This is a genomic window from Collinsella sp. TM09-10AT (assembly GCF_003436275.1).
In the GTDB taxonomy this organism is placed as follows: domain Bacteria; phylum Actinomycetota; class Coriobacteriia; order Coriobacteriales; family Coriobacteriaceae; genus Collinsella.
Genome location: NZ_QSOP01000006.1, coordinates 83713 through 101212, shown reverse-complemented (window position 1 = coordinate 101212; position 17500 = coordinate 83713). Strand labels below are relative to the sequence as shown.

Below are 17500 nucleotides of genomic sequence, written 5' to 3'. Positions count from 1 at the left end.
CCGGTCCGACCGGGCCGCGCGGCAAGGAGATATATTGCCAGACCGGAGGGGCGCCGGGGGCGGGAATCGCGCACTCCATATTTTGTTCACAAATGAATAGGTCCCTCAGTCGCATCACTGAGGTTAAAACTGAAGCATTGGCTTCTGATATTGGCGATGACCAGCTGGTTTATAGGTGTTAAGGCATCGGTCATCTCTGGAGCGCCACTTTACTCCAAAAGCATCAGCTATTTGTTTCCCGTCGGTAAAAGGCAGGTTTTGTTCGCCAAGCGTTCTTATATATAGAGAAGTTCGGGTTCGAACCCGTGGCACGGCAACAAAAAAGCGACCAGCCGGAGCCGATCGCTTTCTATTCTATGCTGGATCATCCAGAGGGCGCTTCCGAACTCATTTTCTCGCTGCCATTCATGCTTTCGAAGCATCGTTCGACCTCCACAGCCTCATGTTTTGAGGATCTGCCGTGTTTATCACTGTTATTAATGAGTGTGTGGAAGTGATCCTCATACAGATACGTGCGATCCGCCAGAGAACTGAGAAGCATCTCTCTGCAGCCCTCGTTGCCTATCCTCGCATCTCTCAGGTCTTCCGGAAATTCACAAGCAGTCTTAGAGTCAATTTGTTTCCGTTTTCAGAGACTTGTTTGAGAGTTTTTAAGACAGTTCAAAACAATAAGTGAGACACCATAAAGCAGAGCAAGATGTGCCGGATAGAAAATGTAGAAGAAATATTTGAGCTTCAGCCCTCGCTTACCATTATAAAGATTGATAAGCAGCAACGAAACGACCGCGGCAGCAACATCAGGATTAAATACATTAGCTGTAGCAAACTCAAATCCGCCGCCAACTATATGGCATGACGAAAGGAGCACTGCACATACTGCAGCAAAGAACATCTTGGCCTTGCTGTCGTGGAATAAATAGAATGCAGCCACAAGCATAATGCCATACACACCGCCATCTAGTTTAGTGTATTCAGCTGCCAGTGCTGTCAAAACAATCAGAGCAGTTTCTGCGATGTATCTTTTCCGTTTTGAAAGACTTTGTATCTTTTCCAGAACAATCAAAAAGACCAAGGAAAGCAGGAGCTCACACATAACATTTTGTTGCCGAAGGTCAAATAGTTGCCCGGTTTGGACGAAATCGTATATGGGCTCCGCAATGATTGCGAAGACAAGCATATTTCGCAGGTACTTCTTTAAGTCATGAGTATGCAAAAATCCCTGAACTATCAAAAAGCAAAATAAGGGAAATGCAATTCTGCCAAGAACATGAAGCACATCCGAAGCCTCGCTTAGAATCGCCCACTGTTCGTCTGATATCTGACTGTACGATGCGTGAGTCATGATTCCATTGGTCAGGACGATCCTGCTTACATGATCGAGAACCATCGAAATGGCTGCTATTATCTTTAATGTGCTGCCGCTAATTCCGTATCTATTTGTTTTCATTTCGTATTCCTTACTTTGGGTGGGCCGTCAGGGGTTCAGCCTGCTCCGCAGGCGGCCGCTGCGGCGCTTCGCGCCTTGCGCGCTGCGCTGGCAAACGCTCACGCGTTTACTCAGCTCCGCGCCCTTTCGGGTTCGAACCCGCGTCGCGGCAACAAAAAAGCGGCCGGCATCCGCCAGTCGCTTTTCCATTCTATGGTGGGCCGTCAGGGGTTCGAACCCTGGACCTTGGGATTAAAAGTCCCCTGCTCTGCCAGCTGAGCTAACGGCCCGCGGGTGGCATTGTACCACGGTCTGGGACTATTCCCAACTCCATTGGCCGTTCTGGAAAATCACAACTTCACGTCCATCAGGCGTAATGCCCACAATATCGATGTCGTCCGTGCCGATCATAAAATCGACGTGCGTGCTCGAGACGTTAACGCCATGCTCCAGGAGCTCCTCCTTGGACATATCATACCCACCCTCGATGCATTCGGGGAAACCGACACCCAGCGCGAGATGGCAGCTGGCGTTCTCATCATAGAGCGTGTCATAGAACAGAACGCCACTTTCACGGATCGGCGTGTTCTTGGAGATAAGCGCAACCTCACCCAGATGAGCGGCACCTTCATCGGTGTCAATAATGCTTGCAAGCGTCGCCTTACCCACGCGGGCATCGTAGTCCACTACGCGGCCCGCCTCGAACTTGATCCAAAAATCATCGACCTTGTTGCCGTGGTGGATGAGCGGCATGGCCGAGTACACGATACCGTCAGCGCGCATGCGATCGGGCGAGGTGAAGACCTCCTCGGTGGGGATGTTGGGGAAGAAGGGATGACCGTCGGGGGTCTCACCCTTACCGCCGGCCCACTCATGACCCTTCGTCATACCAATCGTCAGATCAGTTCCGTTCGAAGCGGTGTAGTGCAGGTAATCAAATTGATTATCGTTTAGAAAACGCAGGTTCTTTTCGAACGCCGCGTCATGAAGCTCCCAATCGCTCTCCGGGTCCTGGCCATCTGCGCGAGCGGTGTGCAGAATCGCATTCCACAGCTTATAGATTGCGACCTCATCGGCGTCTCCCGGGAACACCTCACGCGCCCAAGCCACGACCGGAGCGCCGGCGATACACCACGGGTTGATGTTGTAATCCAGTCCACGGCGAAAGACCTTGCACTGCGTATTCCTTGCCTTGGAAGCCGCGGCTGGCTTGGCGGGATCGATACCCTTGAGAGCTGCAGGGTCCGCACCCTCGATAAAGATAAAGCAGGCACCATCCTGGGCCAGGGAATCAAGCTGCAGGCGCTTCCACTCGGGCGTCTGCTCAAAATAGCTTTGCTCGACATGCTCGTACGTGAGCCTCGTCACGGCATCATCGGCCCAAATAACCGTCACGTGACCGGCACCGGAGGCATAGGCCTCCGCGACCACCACGCGCGCAAACGGCGCGCACTCGACCGGAGACTGAACGACAACCTCCTGGCCGGGCTTGACGTTTACGCCCTTGCGGACAACCAGGCGCGCATAGTTTTTAATCTTGGGCTCTAGGGCCTTCATGCCCTCCAGAGCCTCTTCGACCGTCAGGGCAGCTCGAATCATGTGCCACTCCATCTATCTATAGAACAGTAAAAAGGCGCGCCGCAAAAACGACGCGCCTTATATCTTAGCGATAAGTATGCATGCAAACGCTACTTCTTCTTGGAGTCCTTCTTGTCCTCCTCGGCAGCCGAGCGCTCGATAAGGGCGTTGAGCTTGTTCTCGGACATGCCCTCGGCCTGCGTGCGGTACATGTTGCGCAGGGGACGAATACGAACGAAGTCGTAAATAAAGTCACCCAAAATGACGACGTAGGACAAAACGATGCCGACCATCTGAACAGGGCTGGACACCATGCCAGCGGGAGCGAAGTACAGCGAAGCCCAAATGGCCACGACGAGCACCATGCCGATAGCGAGCACGGCCCACCAAATACGGCGGCGCTTGGTGTAGTCCTCATCCTGCTTGAGAAGGATATTCGACACCGTGTAGATGCGATCCTCTCGGGCGCGCTGCTTGGCCTTGCGGGCGCGTTTTTCCTCCTTGGAAAGGCCTTCCAGGTTTTCGCCCTTCTCGAGCTCTTTGCGGCGTGCCTTAGACGAAGCCGGCACGACGCGGACAGAGCTCGCTGCCTGACGGGCGGGCTTGGCGGATGCAGCGGACTTGCGCGCAACCCCGGTAACCTCGTGGGATTGCGTGCGCTTGTTCGTGGCGCTACGGGTACTCACTTATGCGTTCTCCTTCATGCTTGTGAACTGGGAGCCCGTGATGATCTGGAAGGCCTCGCGATAGCGCTCGGACGTGCCATCGATGACCTCGGCGGGCAGGTGCGGGGTCTCCCCCGTCATATCCCAGTTGGCTTTGAGCCAATTGCGGACGAATTGCTTGTCGTAGCTGGGCTGAATCTTGCCCTCCTCGTAGCTGGCGGCAGGCCAGAAACGGCTGGAATCGGGCGTAAGGCACTCGTCGATCAGCGTGACCTTGCCATCGATGACACCAAACTCGAACTTGGTGTCGGCAATGATGATGCCACGGGTCGCGGCGTACTCGGCAGCGGCCTTGTAGATCTTGAGGGAAAGGTCACGAATCTGCGTGGCGATATCCTCGCCCACGATCTCGCAGCAACGCTCGAACGAGATGTTCTCGTCGTGGTCACCGATCTCGGCCTTCGTGGACGGCGTAAACAGCGGCTCGGGAAGCTTGGAAGCCTCGGTCAGGCCCTCAGGCAGCTGGATGCCGCAGACGGTGCCGTTCTCGTCGTAGGTCTTCTTGCCCGAACCGGTCAGATAGCCGCGGACGATGCACTCGATAGGAATCGTCTGGGCCTTCTTAACCAGCATGGCGCGGCCGGCGAGGTAGTCACGATACTCAGCAAACTCCTCGGGGAAATCCGCCGGGTCGATGGAAACGAGGTGGTTGGGAACGATGTCGGCAAACTTATCGAACCAGAATGCCGAGATGCGGTTGAGCACCTCTCCCTTAAACGGAATCTCGTCGGGAAGAATGAAGTCGAACGCAGAAATGCGGTCGGTGGCGACCATCAGCAGGTTTTCACCGGCATCGTAAATATCACGAACCTTGCCACGGGAATCCGGACGACGCTCCATCGTTGTCACGTGAGTCACTCCTTACCTAAATACGACAGAAATGCGGGTTCTTTCCCGCATGTTTTCGCAAACTCGGAGCGGCAGGGACGCGGCCCCTCCTTCACCGAATAGCGAAAAGCTAGTGCTCCATTGTAGTAGATGCCGCGTCCGCCGTGTGCTCGCGAGGCAGATGAATCGTAAAAGTCGTACCCTTTCCAAGCTCCGACTCCACGGAAATGTAGCCATGATGGCGCTCGACGATTTGTTTAGTCACGGCGAGGCCCACGCCCAGGCCACCCGCCTCGCGGGCGCGACTGGCGTCGGCACGCCAAAAACGACCAAAGATGCGCGACAGATCGTCCTTGGCAATACCGATGCCGGTATCCGAAACGGCAATACTGACATGCTTGCGGTCACTGAGCACCGACACCACGACCCAACCGCCCTCGGGGGTGTAGCGCATGGCGTTGCTCATGAGATTGATGACGCATTGTGTGATCATGTCGGGATCGGCTTCGACGACATCGTCGTGACCCTGGGTTTCATCTGCAAAGCGCAAGCGCAGATCGCGGTCGACAAACAGGCGCTCCTGGGCATTGACGATGGAACGCACGAAAGGAACCATGTCCACCGGCTCAAGGTTGAGCGGAGCCGTGCTGTTTTCCATGCGCGACAGGTCGAGCATCTGCTGCACCAGACGAGCCAGGCGACGCGTCTCGGAAGCAACAGTCTCCAAGTGCTCATCGTCGGTAGGATATACGCCATCCTGCATGGCCTCGACTGTCGCGAGCATGGCCATAAGCGGAGTACGAAGTTCGTGAGCCACGTCTGAGGTCAGGCGCTTCTCGTGTTTCATATCCTTCTCGAGCGAAGTGGCCATCTCATCGAAGGTCTCACCCAGCTGATCAATCTCGTCATCACCGCGCAAACCAGTACGAGCGGACAGATCGCCATCGCGAATTTGCTTGGCCGTGCTCGTAATACGATGAATCGGCTTGGTGAGCATGCGCGACACGAGCGATCCGATAACGACCGAAATGCAGATTGCAACAACCGCGGCGAGGGCCATGGCGTTAAAGGTCTTCTCCCTAAATGCAGAATCCGCCTTGGTGAGCAAGGCATCGGAGCCGATGGCCCACAGCTTTACTTGTCCGACATGCTCGCCCGAAGACGTTATGATTTCGACGTTGGCAACGCTATCGGAGTCGGTTGGAGCAGACGAGACCGGGCTATGCGATGCTTTTTTACCGCTCGAGCTGCTCGACGCCGATTCGCTCTCGCGCACATCGGCGGTCGCGCTTGCCGAAGGCCATGAGTCGTCATAGACGACAACGCCCTTCTTGTTGACGACCTGCATACTCAGGTCGTCGGATACCAAACTCGATGTCGCGACCGTGCGCAGCTCGCCCGCAGTCCAGTTGCCGTTTTCCTCATACGACGTCGCAAGCTTTTCGGCAGCAGAATTGGCGATCTCGACGATATTGGAGCGCGTGTAATCCGAAAAGACCGTGCCCCACACAACAGAGACCACGCCCACCAGCACCAATACCGTCATGAGCGATGTCAGAGCAAAAGCAAGTGCCATGCGCGAGGGATAGCTCATCGTTGGCCGTGAATCGGAACGAGGCGTGTTCCAACTAGCCTTGGAACCCGCCTCGCTCTCCTGCTTGTGCTTTTGTCCGATTTCAAAGCGCGCAGGTGTCATATGTGATTTCCCTATTTCTCGTCCGACTTATCGGTCTTGGCCGGAGCCTCGAAGCGATAGCCGACACCGTGGACGGTGTAGAGCCACTTGGGCTTCTTGGGATCATCGCCCAGCTTGGCGCGAAGGTTCTTCACGTGGCTATCGATGGTGCGCTCATAGCCCTCAAAGTCGTAGCCGAGCACCTTCTCGACCAGCTCCATGCGGTTGTAGACGCGACCGGGGTGACGGGCAAGCGTGGTGAGCAGCTTAAACTCGGAAGCCGTCAGGTCGACTTCCTTGCCCTCGACCAAAATCTTGTGGCCCGAGATATCGATGACCAGATCGCCGAAGTCGAGTACCTCGACGGCTGGCTCGTCGGCCTGATGGGCACGGCGGAACAAGGCGCGTACGCGCGCGACAAGCTCGCGCGGCGAGAACGGCTTAATCAGATAGTCGTCGGCGCCGAGCTCAAGACCGATAATACGGTCCTCGATCTCGCCCTTGGCAGTCAGCATGATGATGGGGACATCCGAGGTATCGCGAATGGTGCGGCAAACGCGCTCGCCGGGGATCTTGGGGAGCATAAGGTCGAGCACGACCAGGTCAAACTGATGCTTCTCGAACTCCTCGATCGCGGACTGGCCGTCGCCGACACCCACAACCCAGTAGCCTTCGCGCTCGAGATAGGCAGCGACGGCGTCACGGATTGCCTTCTCATCCTCGACCAGCAGAATCTTTTTTGCATCTGAAGCCATAACACGGCCCCCCTGTCTCAATCAGCTAAGAACAAGCCCATTTTAACGCACCTGAGCCCGCCGGATGCCACTATGACGCGGCAGCTCGGCGGGCGGTACTCACAATTACAACGCGTTTATTCCCCTGTTGGCGCCTTTTTAACCCCTCTAAGCTTAAAGAGAGAATAGGCGTGCGGTGACCGTCTCGGGTATACCCTGGCTGTTGCGCACCGTGGCGTACGTAAGGAATGAGTCCGATTTTCCCGCCGTAGCTGGATAATCGCCATATTCCAAAGCGCGGTCGGGCGACAACAGCGAGCCATAGGTCTTGGCAGAGGTGTCGATGAGAAAATGCGATGCCTGTACCTTAACGAGATATTTATTCTTCTTGCCGGCAGCACATGCGAGCGGCTCGCGGGACAGAAAGAGGTATGGCCCTCCCTCATTACCGATATACGTGCCCATGTTGCCCAGGCTGCCCACGCCACTATAGGTCGCCTCGATAGAAAACACGAAGGTATCGCCCATATATACGGCCTCGAAAGGCGAGACTGACGAGGGAAGGACTAGCTGGGCACGTTTGGTGTTGTTGCCATCGGTCAGATCGATTGCCGTTATGCCGTAGTAGACGCCTTCGTCGTTGCGGACACGCGGCGAGATGGTCAAAATGCCGTCGCTCGCGCGCGGGGCCGATGCAAAGCGGCCCATCGATTTCCAAACTACCTCGGCCTTGGATTCATCAAGCGAGCGACGATAGCAAAACGAATCACTACTCGTTTTATTGCCGCCTGCCGAAGGCATTTTATACCAGATGACCGATGACCCGAACGCCGTAAACAGGGGCGGATCATAGTCCTTGCCACCTCGATCGAGCTCAGTCACGTCGCCAGAGAGCGAAGCGCCCGACAGATTTTGAGCGTAGAGCTTCCACGATGAGTTGGCAAAGTTCATCTCGACCCACGCGAACACGCCATCACCCGCGCGAACGTCGTAAAACGCATAACCGGTTCCCTCAACGGGATCCTCGATAAGTGTGGTAAGCGAGCCATCGCCCAGGTTGAGCACACCAAGCGTATTGGCATGCAGGGCAGAAGCAGGCGCCATCATCGCGGCGGCGTGGTCGCCATCGCAGTAGTACAGCAACGTGCCCAGCGGCAGCGTCCACGACGCCGCCGGCTCAAGATCGATATCAACAGCTTCGTACTCATCAGTGATCGAGACAATCTTCGAATCGTCCTTGATAACCTGCGGCTCGCCGGCGGCATCGTCGCTGGTGCCCGTTTTTTTCGAGCAACCGGCAAGCACCGTGGCAGCGCCCGCGGCAGCACCGCCGAGCACAAAGCCACGGCGCGATATTCCATTCTTGATGTGGTCGGCGATACCCATTAGGCGATCTCGGCGCGAGCGGCCTCGATAGCGCGCGTAAGCTGATCGGCGCAAGAGGTCTTTTTCATACCGCAGGTATTACCGGCGAGAACCTCGATTACGCGATCGGCAGGAGCACCCTCGACTAACTTGGAGATTGCCTTGAGATTGCCGTCACAGCCGCCGGTAAACTCAACGCCCAGCACCTTGCTGCCATCGTCAGAGAGATTGAGGTGAATATTGCGAGAGCATACACCCTGCGGCTTGTAGTCAAAACTAATCATTGAGATCCCCTCTCAGAAAGAAATTTCAGACGTCTATTATCCCCGCCTGGGCCGACTTATTATCGCAAGCACCGATTCAACATCCTACGATGCATGGACTCGCGGGGGCAAGATTAGCAGTCCGCACCCTGTGCGTGGACCGTGCGCTTCTCCCGATACATATTGTGGTCGGCGACACGATATACATCGGCCAGCGTATTTCCAGCCGTCTCGACGGTCGCCACGCCAATCGATGCGCTGACCGTCAGGGCCTCATCGCTTACCGCGGCAAGACCGAGACGAAGATCCTGTTCCAGCCCGAGCGCAGACTCGTTGTCAGTATGGGGGCAAACCAGCAAAAACTCGTCGCCGCCAAGGCGCATCGGCAGATAATCCGCACCAGCCACCCGCCGCAGCACGGACGCCGTCCGTCGCAGCAGTTCATCCCCCATCTCGTGACCATAGATGTCGTTGGTCCGCTTGAGATAATTGCAGTCCAACATAATCACGCTCACGGGCAAGTCCTCGTTTACCAGGCTATCTCCGCGCGATTCAAGATAGTTGCGGTTGCGAAGCCCCGTCAGTTTGTCTTGATATGACAGCTCCTCGGCATGCTTGACCATCGATATGTTGTGCGTCGCCACGACGACCGACTCCAGCCGGCCTTGCTCATCGCGATGCTGGGGGACAACCTGTAGCGAGTACCAAGCGCCTCGACAATCTCGCACCTCGGCAGCCAAGTACGGTACGCCCTCCATACGTTCACGAAGCGAACTTATATCTACGAGTCCCACAACCGCTTCGCGGCTTTCGGGGCTCACGATATCCCGGCAGACCGTGTCCATAAAGTCATATGCCTCGCTGTGCTCGGCAAATATCTTCGCTATCGCCGGCGACATATTGATCCCCTCGATCTCGAGGGTGTCGAGATGCAAAAGGAAGGTCGAATCGTAGATGGCGCTTATGGCATTGATAATGCCGAGCTGTTTATCCTTTTCGACCAAATTGCGGTGGTCAACGATATTTCGAGCCAACAGCACCACGACCCAAAACGCAAGACACACCAAGACGCCGACGGCGACAAATGAAATCCTGTCAGACATGACCTCAGATTTGGGATATAGCGCAAACAGGCGGTAGTCCTTATATGCCGCACGCACGGCATACCATTCGTCTCCTCGATATTCGATGCGCGTCAGGCCGTCGTCTTTCCACTCAACTCCTACGCTGGTGAGGAGTCGGGCGAGCGACACGTCAGCATCGGCACTGTTGGATGAGACAATCTCCGCATCCTCCATAACAAGCACCGTGGGACCCTGGTGGAAGGTACTGTTCGAAAGCACGTCGGCTATGGCATATGAATAGTCGTCCGCCGTATCGGAAACAAGTGAGCGGTATGCCAGGGCAACGCCGTCGCCATACGGAACAGCACAGACGGCAAAAACGACACCACGGCGCTCATCGACAGTTGAGTAGGTCACTTTGGAACCTTGATACATCGATGCGACCGGCGAACAGGCCAACTCATCTCGCCACAACATGAGCGGGTCGCGACCATCGATGTCGTAGTGGGCAGCCATATGGCCATCGGAGTCCATGACCATCAGCCCCGAAAGGTTCTCGGCATGGACAAATTGCTCGATAAGATCGTCGTTAACCTCAACGCGATCAGAGGACAGGAACGTCACAAACGATTCGACCGCGGCGAGCAAATCGTGCGTCGCCTCGGTTTTTCTCCCCTGTTCGTAGCGGTCATATTTTTCGCAAGCGTTCTCCAAAAACACCATGGTTTCTTGGCCAAACCCAAGCGTTTTTTCGAGGCAGCGATGGGTTCCAACCGTATACAACAGGCCTAACAAGACGGCGCTGACAATAACGCTGGCAGCTATGACGTTCAGAGTCTTTCGACTCAAGCGGTGCTCATCAGTTGTCATGAATTTCCTCCTTGCCCGCCCGTCGTCGCTCCTGTCTTGTAATTGCCCACAATACGGTCAATCGTGCCATCTCGATCCATGTCGAACAGCGCGGTATTGAGATCCTTTACGACCGATCCTTCATAGCTGTCATCAAACGCGACGCCCAGGTCAACCGTCATAACATTGTCGGCAAACACACGGTAAACGCCGGGATACTGAGCAACGAGTCGGTCAAGCGACTGGACATCCGCCATCCAGCAGTCAACGTACCCTTTGACTAGAGCGGCTTTGCAGAGTTCGGCAGAGCCATATGATTTGATTTGAACGTCCGACGAGACCCCCAGATCCCCCGCAAGCAATCGGCGTTCACTCACCGAACCCGCAATCACCGCAATGGTCTTACTTCCATCGAGATGTGCCAAGGACTTGATGCCACTCGTTTTCTTGGCGGCAACCGAGACCGTCACGGTTAGATACGGCTCGGTCCAGTAATACTTATCCTCGCGATAACAGGGAGAATAGTCACACCACAGGCAATCGATATCACCGTTTTTGAGCAGCCGGTCGCGATCGTTCCAGTCAATATCGACAAACTGTGGCTTGAGCCCCGCACGCTTGCAGGCCTCGCGGGCGATGTCGATATCGATACCGGCGTAATCGCCCGTGGTATCGACATACACATAGGGGTCGTTATCCGTAACGCCGATTTTGAGCACCGGGAGATCTCTATCGGCTTCATTCGAGGAGGAAGAACTGCTTCGAACGGTATACGTCAGGGCGCCCGCAAAGACGGCAACAAGGAGTATGAGCGTAAACGAGACGATGGTGGCCCGCTTGATGCGTCTGGGCACGTGCCCCCTTTCATCGAAACAGCAGTCGGAGTTCATTTTATTACCCGGGCGCATATGCGACAGTAAAAAAAGCGCCTCGCCCAAGACGGGCAAGGCGCCAAAGGTTGAAATGCATCCGCAAGCGGTCGAATTAGGTTAACCCTACTCGAAGCTCAGCTGCTCCAGGCGATCGAAGACCGTATCGATGCGGGTGAGGAAGTCCCACGGATCAAAAATCTCGTCGAGCTTCTCCTGGCTGACGGTGCAGCGCGGATCGGCCTCGAGACGCTCCTTAAAGGTGGGGCCAGAGACACAATCCTGCACCTCGTGCCAGGTTGCCATGGCGTTCTCCTGCACAATGGCGTACGCATCCTCGCGGGTGATACCCGTATCGACGAGGGCAAGCAGGACCTTGGAGGAGAAGATGAGGCCGCGGGTCTTGTTGAGATTGGCCATCATGCGGGCCGGATACAGCTGCAGGCCGTCGATAACGCGAATGAGGCACTGGAACATATGGTCAAGCGCGATGAAGCTATCGGCCTGGGCGACACGCTCGGCGGAAGAGTGCGAAATGTCGCGCTCGTGCCACAGGGCGACGTTGTCGAAGGCGACCTGGGCGTTGGACTTCACGACGCGCGACAGACCGCAGACCTTCTCCATGGTGATGGGGTTGCGCTTGTGCGGCATGGCGGAGCTGCCCTTTTGGCCCTTGCGGAAGGGCTCCTCGGCCTCGAGTGTATCGGTCTTCTGCAGGTTGCGGACCTCGGTCGCGATGCGCTCGCAGGTGGCCGCTGTAGTGGCAAGCACGCCGGCAAGATAGGCGTGGTGATCGCGGCTGATGACCTGCGTGGACAGCGGGTCGTGAACCAGACCCAGGTGCTCACAGACGTACTCCTCGACGAACGGCTCGATGGAGCTGTAGGTGCCGACGGCACCGGAGATGGCACCGAAGGCAACGTTCTTGCGAGCATCCTCAAGACGATCAAGGTCGCGCTTGAGTTCCCATGCCCAAGAGCCAAACTTCATGCCGAAGGTCATCGGCTCAGCATGGATGCCATGGGTGCGTCCGGCGCAGAGCGTATTGCGCTCCTCGAAGGCGCGGCGCTTGCAGATCACGCCGAGCTTCTTGACGTCCTCGATAATCAGGTCACACGCCTGAGTAAGCTGATAGCACAGAGCAGTATCACCCAGGTCGGAGCTGGTCATACCGTAGTGAACCCAGCGACTAGGCTTGGGCTCGCCCTCGGGAACATCGGCGTCGATATATTCCTTCATGTTGGTCAGGAAGGCGATGACATCGTGGCGCGTGACCTCCTCGATCTCATCGACCTTCGCCTTCTCAAAGTTGGCATGGTCGCGGATCCACTGGGATTCGTCTTTAGAAATGCCGATCTTGCCGAGCTCCGCCTGGGCCTCGCAGGCCAGGACCTCGATCTCCTGCCAAATGGCGTACTTGTTCTCGAGGGAGAAGATGTGTCCCATCTCCGGGCGGGTATAGCGATCGATCATAGCGGCTCCTTTTTGGTTATTGGCACGTTGGTCGTAACCCAACCATTGTACCGTGCGCAGGTGCAAGTATGGGCAGCAGGCATGAACCTAACATTTTGAAGCAGGAGCGGGCAACGGGACGTCCGTGCGTCCGCGTCGCGGACGCACGCCGGCTGTGGTCAGCATGCCCCGGTCCTCAAAGCCGTCGAAGGAGACCGGATCGAACCGAGTGTCCCAGCATCCCCCTTGGCTGATGGAGCGGGCAACGGGACGTCCGCGTATTTGCTTCGCAAATCCGCACCGGCTGCGGCGACACACCCGGACCTACACCCATGCGCGGGCAAAACGGGTTGAATCTGACGCCCCCGGCTGTCTCCCGTGCTCGGTGGAGCGGGCAACGGGACATCCGCGTATTTGCTTCGCAAATCCGCACCGGCTGCGGCGGCCCACCCGGACCTACACCCATGCGCGGGCAAAACGGGTTGAATCTGACGCCCCCGGCTGTCTCCCGTGCTCGGTGGAGCGGGCAACGGGACATCCGCGTATTTGCTTCGCAAATCCGCACCGGCTTCAGGCGGAAAAACTTGGCCCTACGCACACGCGCGGGCAAAACGGGTTGAATCTGACGCTCCCGGCTGTCTCCCGTGCTCGGTGGAGCGGGCAACGGGACATCCGCGTATTTGCTTCGCAAATCCGCACCGGCTGCGGTCGCCTATCGGCGACCTTGCCTGCTCGCTATAAACGCTTCGCGTTTATTTAACGCTCGCACCCTGGCGGGTTCGAGTCCCGGCACTTTATTGAAAAAAGCACGGCACCGTGATGGCGCCGTGCTTGTGCTTTTTACTGGAGCGGGCAACGGGACTCGAACCCGCGAGTGTCAGCTTGGGAAGCTGATGCCTTACCACTTGGCGATGCCCGCTTGTGTGTTGGCTAGTATAACGCGGTTGTCTTGTTCGATACAAGGGTGGCGATACTTGTTTTAGCTGTGGAGATTCGTTTGAAAATCGCATCAATTGTGGAGACGAGGACCTTTGACCTCCTTTTCTCCTTATCTTCTACCTGCGCTTTTGCTTGATTGTTGTATTTGAGCTCTATTTGTCAGGAATTGGGCAAGCTTTTGGTCAGGCTCCGGTACTTACCCGCATGAACCTCGGGGGTAGCCTCATCCTACGCGCCGCAACCTCCCCATGCGGCGCACGAGGGATAAGGAGCAGCCATGTCCAACGCACCCACGCACTCTGTCCACAGCGCAATCGCAACAGGTCCGCTGCTCCTGCTCCTCTTCCTGCTTTTCGGCTGCCTGGCACCGGGAGCCGCATTTGCCGTCGATGGCTACGACCAGCTCGGCTTCCGCACTATCAGCGATGATTGTGGGCCCTTCTTTATCGGCAAGTATGAAGCTCAAGACGCCTCGATTGCCTACTGCATGAACCAGGAGCGTCCCGGCCCCACCAAGCCGGGCGGCCCATGGCTCAACTTTGATCAAGGCTGGGTGTGGCTCGACGACGAATTCGCAGCAATCGTTTGTCACGGATATCCTACCGCCACGTCGTTTGGCGGTTACCATCTTTCACCCGATCGCGCCCGCGCCGCCACCCAGCTTGCCGTATGGATGCTCAACGGCACCACCCATGTCGACGGCACCTACTCCTACACGACCGCTCAGGGCAAAACCAAGAGCGGGCGCTTTACCGCCGACAATGAAGTCGTGGCGGCTGCGCGGTGGCTCCACGACAGCGCAAAATCAGGAAGCATCAAAGCCGCTCCGCACCGCGCGCGGCGCTATCTAGGAACCGTATCGGGCGGCAGCAGACGTCAAGATATGCTCTATGTACTGCCGGCGGTCTCTGTTTCCTTCCAAAAGCAGTCTGCGAACACCGTTATTACCAGCGGAAACAATACCTATCAGTTTGACGGGGCAACATTCGATGTTTTTGAGAACGCCAGCGACGCACGTGTCGGCACCATCCAGATGGACGGCAACGGTCGAGCACAGGCAACACTTCTGCCCAATACGGCATACTACCTAGTTGAAACGAAGGCGCCGGCCGGCTATGTCCCCCGTCGTGATCGCATCGCCTTTACCACGGGGAATGACGGTGGACAGGTCGCCATTGAAGAACAGCCCGGCACCATCAACCTGTGTATCGTAAAACTCGATGCCGCGACGAATGCCGGCCCCCAGGTGGGATCTTCACTCGCGGGAGCAGAGTTCACGTGTGTGTCGCAATCAACCCCTGGATGGGCGCAAATCCTCACGACCGACGAAAGCGGTCGAGCCACCCTCAGCGATGTCCCCCTAGGAACCTTTACCATCTATGAATCAAAAGCCCCCGAGGGCTACCTGCCATCCAACGATAGCTGGTCCTATACCGTTAGAGCCGACCAGCTCGGCGATTCAGGCGTGGTCGAGATCGAATCGCGCGTTTCCGATATCCCCATTGCGTTTGACCTTGAGATTTCCAAATTCAAGGACTACGGCAATAGCAATCAATCCGGCCTGGAGCAGCCGGCGGGAGGTGTTGTCTTTGAGGTTGTCAGCAACAGCTCTCAGCAGGTTGTTGGCACACTGACCACAAACATCTATGGTTTTGCCTCCACCAAAGATCAGCCCGAAGCATGGTTCGGCGCAGGCAAGCGACCCGCCGGTGTCCACGGAGCCATCCCGTACGACCGCGCCGGCTACACGGTTCGTGAGGTTCCGGAAACCGTCCCCGAGGGTTTTAAACGTGCGGGGGAATGGACCGTCGAGGCCAATCAGATTTCCGACGGCGCCGAGCTTCAATATATCGTGGACAACCACGCTCTGTCGACGCATCTCCAGATTGTAAAACGCGATGCCCAAACAGGCGCCTCTGTTGCCCTAGCCGGATTCACCTTCCAACTCCTCGACAGCAATCACAAACCTGTCTCACAAACATGCTGGTATCCAGCATATAACGTAATGGACACCTTTACGACTGACGCGGCCGGGACCGTCACACTGCCCGAATCGCTCGTGCCGGGCACCTATTATGTACGCGAAACCTCGGCCAAAGAGCCCTATCTTGTCGGCGGAGAGATCGAGGTAAACATACCCGCCGATATAAACCTAACGCCCGTTGCAATCGTCTCGTATTATAACCACGCCGCGACCGGAAACATCAGGATCGTTAAAACCGATGCCGTAGACGGCAGCAGCCTCGCGGGCGCCATCTTTGAGATCCGTGCCTCAGGTGATATCGTGCGCCCCGACGGTAGCATTGCCGCGCTCGACGGCGAGGCTGTCGCTACCGTCACGACGGATGAAACTGGAGAAGCACGCGCGGACGACCTCCCGCTGGGATCTGGCACCGCACGCTACGAGGTTGTCGAGACTCAAGCGCCGACCGGCTTCTTGCTCGACCGGACGCATCATATCGTCGACCTAACCTATGCCGACCAGAAAACACCCGTTGTGGAAGCACGGCTTAACGTATCCGACGATTACACCAAGGTTGATATCTCCAAGGTCGATGCAAGCGGAGAGCAGGAAGTGAAAGGCGCACAGCTCGCCTTATATGGTCCCGATAAAACCGAAATAGACTCCTGGACCTCATCCGACAAGCCGCACCGCATCGAACATCTTGCACCCGGCACCTACTCGTTGCGCGAAACGATGTCTCCGCGGACCTATGACCTTGCCGAGGAGATAACGTTTGAAATAAAGGGTACGGGAGAAGTCCAATCCGTCGCGATGAAGGATGCGCCCATCGAGATCAAAGGACAGGTCGACAAGCGTCAGGAACTTGTCCAACCTATCGGGAAGGGTCTGTTGGCTAACGGCGATGGAAAAAACCGCGCCGCGATGCAAACCAATACGGATGGGCTTTTCTCCTATACCATCGATGCTCGAAACGATTCCGCTACTTGGGTTGATGAGTTTACGATTACCGATGATCTTGAGTGCGCCAAAGACGGCACGGCGAGATTCGTCTCAATCGAAACCCCCGTCGCCATCGGCGACCTCAACGGTCTGTGCAACGTGTGGTATCGCACGACGCCGTTGGACTCGACAGACGTCGATGAGCCGGCAAACGCGACGCTTGACGATGGGCACGAAAATCCTTGGCTTGAGTCCGACGAAGTAAAAGAGAGTCTGGGTGAAGATTGCCGCCTCGTCGATTACGACGGCTGGCACCTCTGGAAGGCGGATGTCTCGACCACGGAATCCGCCACACTCGAGGCGAAAGAACTCGACCTTGCATCCAATACCGTCGTAACGGGCATTCGCATTGAATACGGTGCGGTAGCCGCCGACTTTACGACTCGAAGCGATATGGATTCTTGGACCCGCGATGATCTCAAAGATGAGCACGACGACCTTGACGATGCCAAAGCAATCCTTGGCACAGATGCTCGGGGCGCAGTCGTGCACATGCAGGCAACGTCGGCTTACACACCCCAAACTGCACTCACCAACAGCACACGCGTCGATCTTTGCCGCAACGGCGGCGGCGATAAACTTGAGTCACATGACGAGGACCGTGTCATTCAACGCTGTACCCTACCGCAGGACCTACCGGCAACAGGATCAGCTCCCATCGCCGCTTGCATCACCGCGCTCCTGACCTCGGGTGCCGCAGCCCTATGGTTCGCTCGCCTTAGGTCAATCCCAAAGAAGCGCTAGCGCGATGAAAAAGCGGGCGAGCCA

12 protein-coding genes and 2 tRNA genes are annotated in these 17500 nt (G+C 56.6%); 1 reads left to right on the top strand and 13 read right to left on the bottom strand.

The features are described from left to right. Window positions 1–628: 628 nt before the first annotated feature. From DXD77_RS04210 to DXD77_RS04150, 13 genes are all read right to left on the bottom strand, one after another. Window positions 629–1447 carry a TraX family protein gene (locus DXD77_RS04210; RefSeq protein WP_117647841.1) on the bottom strand — a complete coding sequence of 273 codons (819 nt, stop codon included), beginning with the start codon at window positions 1445–1447 and terminating at the stop codon, window positions 629–631. Between the two features lie 193 nt (window positions 1448–1640). Beyond that, a tRNA-Lys gene (locus DXD77_RS04205) sits at window positions 1641–1716 on the bottom strand. Between the two features lie 28 nt (window positions 1717–1744). Beyond that, on the bottom strand, window positions 1745–3025 hold the full coding sequence (locus DXD77_RS04200) for an aminopeptidase (protein WP_117647839.1): 1281 nt from the start codon (window positions 3023–3025) through the stop codon (window positions 1745–1747). Between the two features lie 89 nt (window positions 3026–3114). Next, window positions 3115–3690, bottom strand: a complete 576-nt coding sequence (locus tag DXD77_RS04195; RefSeq protein ID WP_117647837.1) for a hypothetical protein — start codon at window positions 3688–3690, stop codon at window positions 3115–3117. Beyond that, a complete protein-coding gene (locus DXD77_RS04190; protein WP_035136481.1) occupies window positions 3691–4569 on the bottom strand; it encodes a phosphoribosylaminoimidazolesuccinocarboxamide synthase in 879 nt (292 codons plus the stop codon). 118 nt (window positions 4570–4687) lie between these two features. Next, entirely contained in the window at window positions 4688–6253 is a 1566-nt protein-coding gene (locus DXD77_RS04185) for a cell wall metabolism sensor histidine kinase WalK (RefSeq protein WP_117564000.1), read from the bottom strand. 11 nt (window positions 6254–6264) lie between these two features. After that, window positions 6265–6987, bottom strand: coding sequence for a response regulator transcription factor (locus DXD77_RS04180; RefSeq protein ID WP_006236208.1), 723 nt, complete (start codon window positions 6985–6987; stop codon window positions 6265–6267). A gap of 153 nt (window positions 6988–7140) precedes the next feature. Further along, window positions 7141–8352 carry a twin-arginine translocation signal domain-containing protein gene (locus DXD77_RS04175; RefSeq protein WP_117647835.1) on the bottom strand — a complete coding sequence of 404 codons (1212 nt, stop codon included), beginning with the start codon at window positions 8350–8352 and terminating at the stop codon, window positions 7141–7143. Further along, the gene (locus DXD77_RS04170; RefSeq protein ID WP_089572560.1) at window positions 8352–8615 is read right to left on the bottom strand and encodes a TIGR03905 family TSCPD domain-containing protein; all 264 of its coding nucleotides are present in this window, start codon (window positions 8613–8615) and stop codon (window positions 8352–8354) included. Before DXD77_RS04170 ends, DXD77_RS04175 begins: the two co-directional genes overlap by 1 nt. A 113-nt stretch (window positions 8616–8728) precedes the next feature. After that, window positions 8729–10528: a GGDEF domain-containing protein gene (locus DXD77_RS04165; protein WP_117647833.1), complete on the bottom strand. Its 1800-nt coding sequence runs from the start codon at window positions 10526–10528 to the stop codon at window positions 8729–8731. Next, the gene (locus tag DXD77_RS04160) at window positions 10525–11361 is read right to left on the bottom strand and encodes an ABC transporter substrate-binding protein (protein WP_158549080.1); all 837 of its coding nucleotides are present in this window, start codon (window positions 11359–11361) and stop codon (window positions 10525–10527) included. The genes DXD77_RS04165 and DXD77_RS04160 overlap by 4 nt, the downstream gene beginning before the upstream one ends. Before the next feature lie 141 nt (window positions 11362–11502). Next, window positions 11503–12849, bottom strand: a complete 1347-nt coding sequence (gene purB, locus DXD77_RS04155) for an adenylosuccinate lyase (protein ID WP_117647831.1) — start codon at window positions 12847–12849, stop codon at window positions 11503–11505. A gap of 823 nt (window positions 12850–13672) precedes the next feature. After that, window positions 13673–13747 (bottom strand) — tRNA-Gly (locus DXD77_RS04150). Between the two features lie 297 nt (window positions 13748–14044). Here DXD77_RS04150 and DXD77_RS04145 point away from each other — a divergent pair. Then, window positions 14045–17476, top strand: coding sequence for a SpaA isopeptide-forming pilin-related protein (locus DXD77_RS04145; RefSeq protein WP_117647829.1), 3432 nt, complete (start codon window positions 14045–14047; stop codon window positions 17474–17476). The last annotated feature ends 24 nt before the right edge of the window (window positions 17477–17500 follow it).

Bases quoted from the DNA above. Each gene is read 5' to 3' on its own strand.
- DXD77_RS04210 (WP_117647841.1), bottom strand. From the start codon at position 1,447: ATGAAAACAAATAGATACGGAATTAGCGGCAGCACATTAAAGATAATA.
- DXD77_RS04200 (WP_117647839.1), bottom strand. From the start codon at position 3,025: ATGATTCGAGCTGCCCTGACGGTCGAAGAGGCTCTGGAGGGCATGAAG.
- DXD77_RS04190 (WP_035136481.1), bottom strand. From the start codon at position 4,569: ATGGAGCGTCGTCCGGATTCCCGTGGCAAGGTTCGTGATATTTACGAT.
- DXD77_RS04185 (WP_117564000.1), bottom strand. From the start codon at position 6,253: ATGACACCTGCGCGCTTTGAAATCGGACAAAAGCACAAGCAGGAGAGC.
- DXD77_RS04180 (WP_006236208.1), bottom strand. From the start codon at position 6,987: ATGGCTTCAGATGCAAAAAAGATTCTGCTGGTCGAGGATGAGAAGGCA.
- DXD77_RS04175 (WP_117647835.1), bottom strand. From the start codon at position 8,352: ATGGGTATCGCCGACCACATCAAGAATGGAATATCGCGCCGTGGCTTT.
- DXD77_RS04170 (WP_089572560.1), bottom strand. From the start codon at position 8,615: ATGATTAGTTTTGACTACAAGCCGCAGGGTGTATGCTCTCGCAATATT.
- DXD77_RS04165 (WP_117647833.1), bottom strand. From the start codon at position 10,528: ATGACAACTGATGAGCACCGCTTGAGTCGAAAGACTCTGAACGTCATA.
- purB (WP_117647831.1), bottom strand. From the start codon at position 12,849: ATGATCGATCGCTATACCCGCCCGGAGATGGGACACATCTTCTCCCTC.
- DXD77_RS04145 (WP_117647829.1), top strand. From the start codon at position 14,045: ATGTCCAACGCACCCACGCACTCTGTCCACAGCGCAATCGCAACAGGT.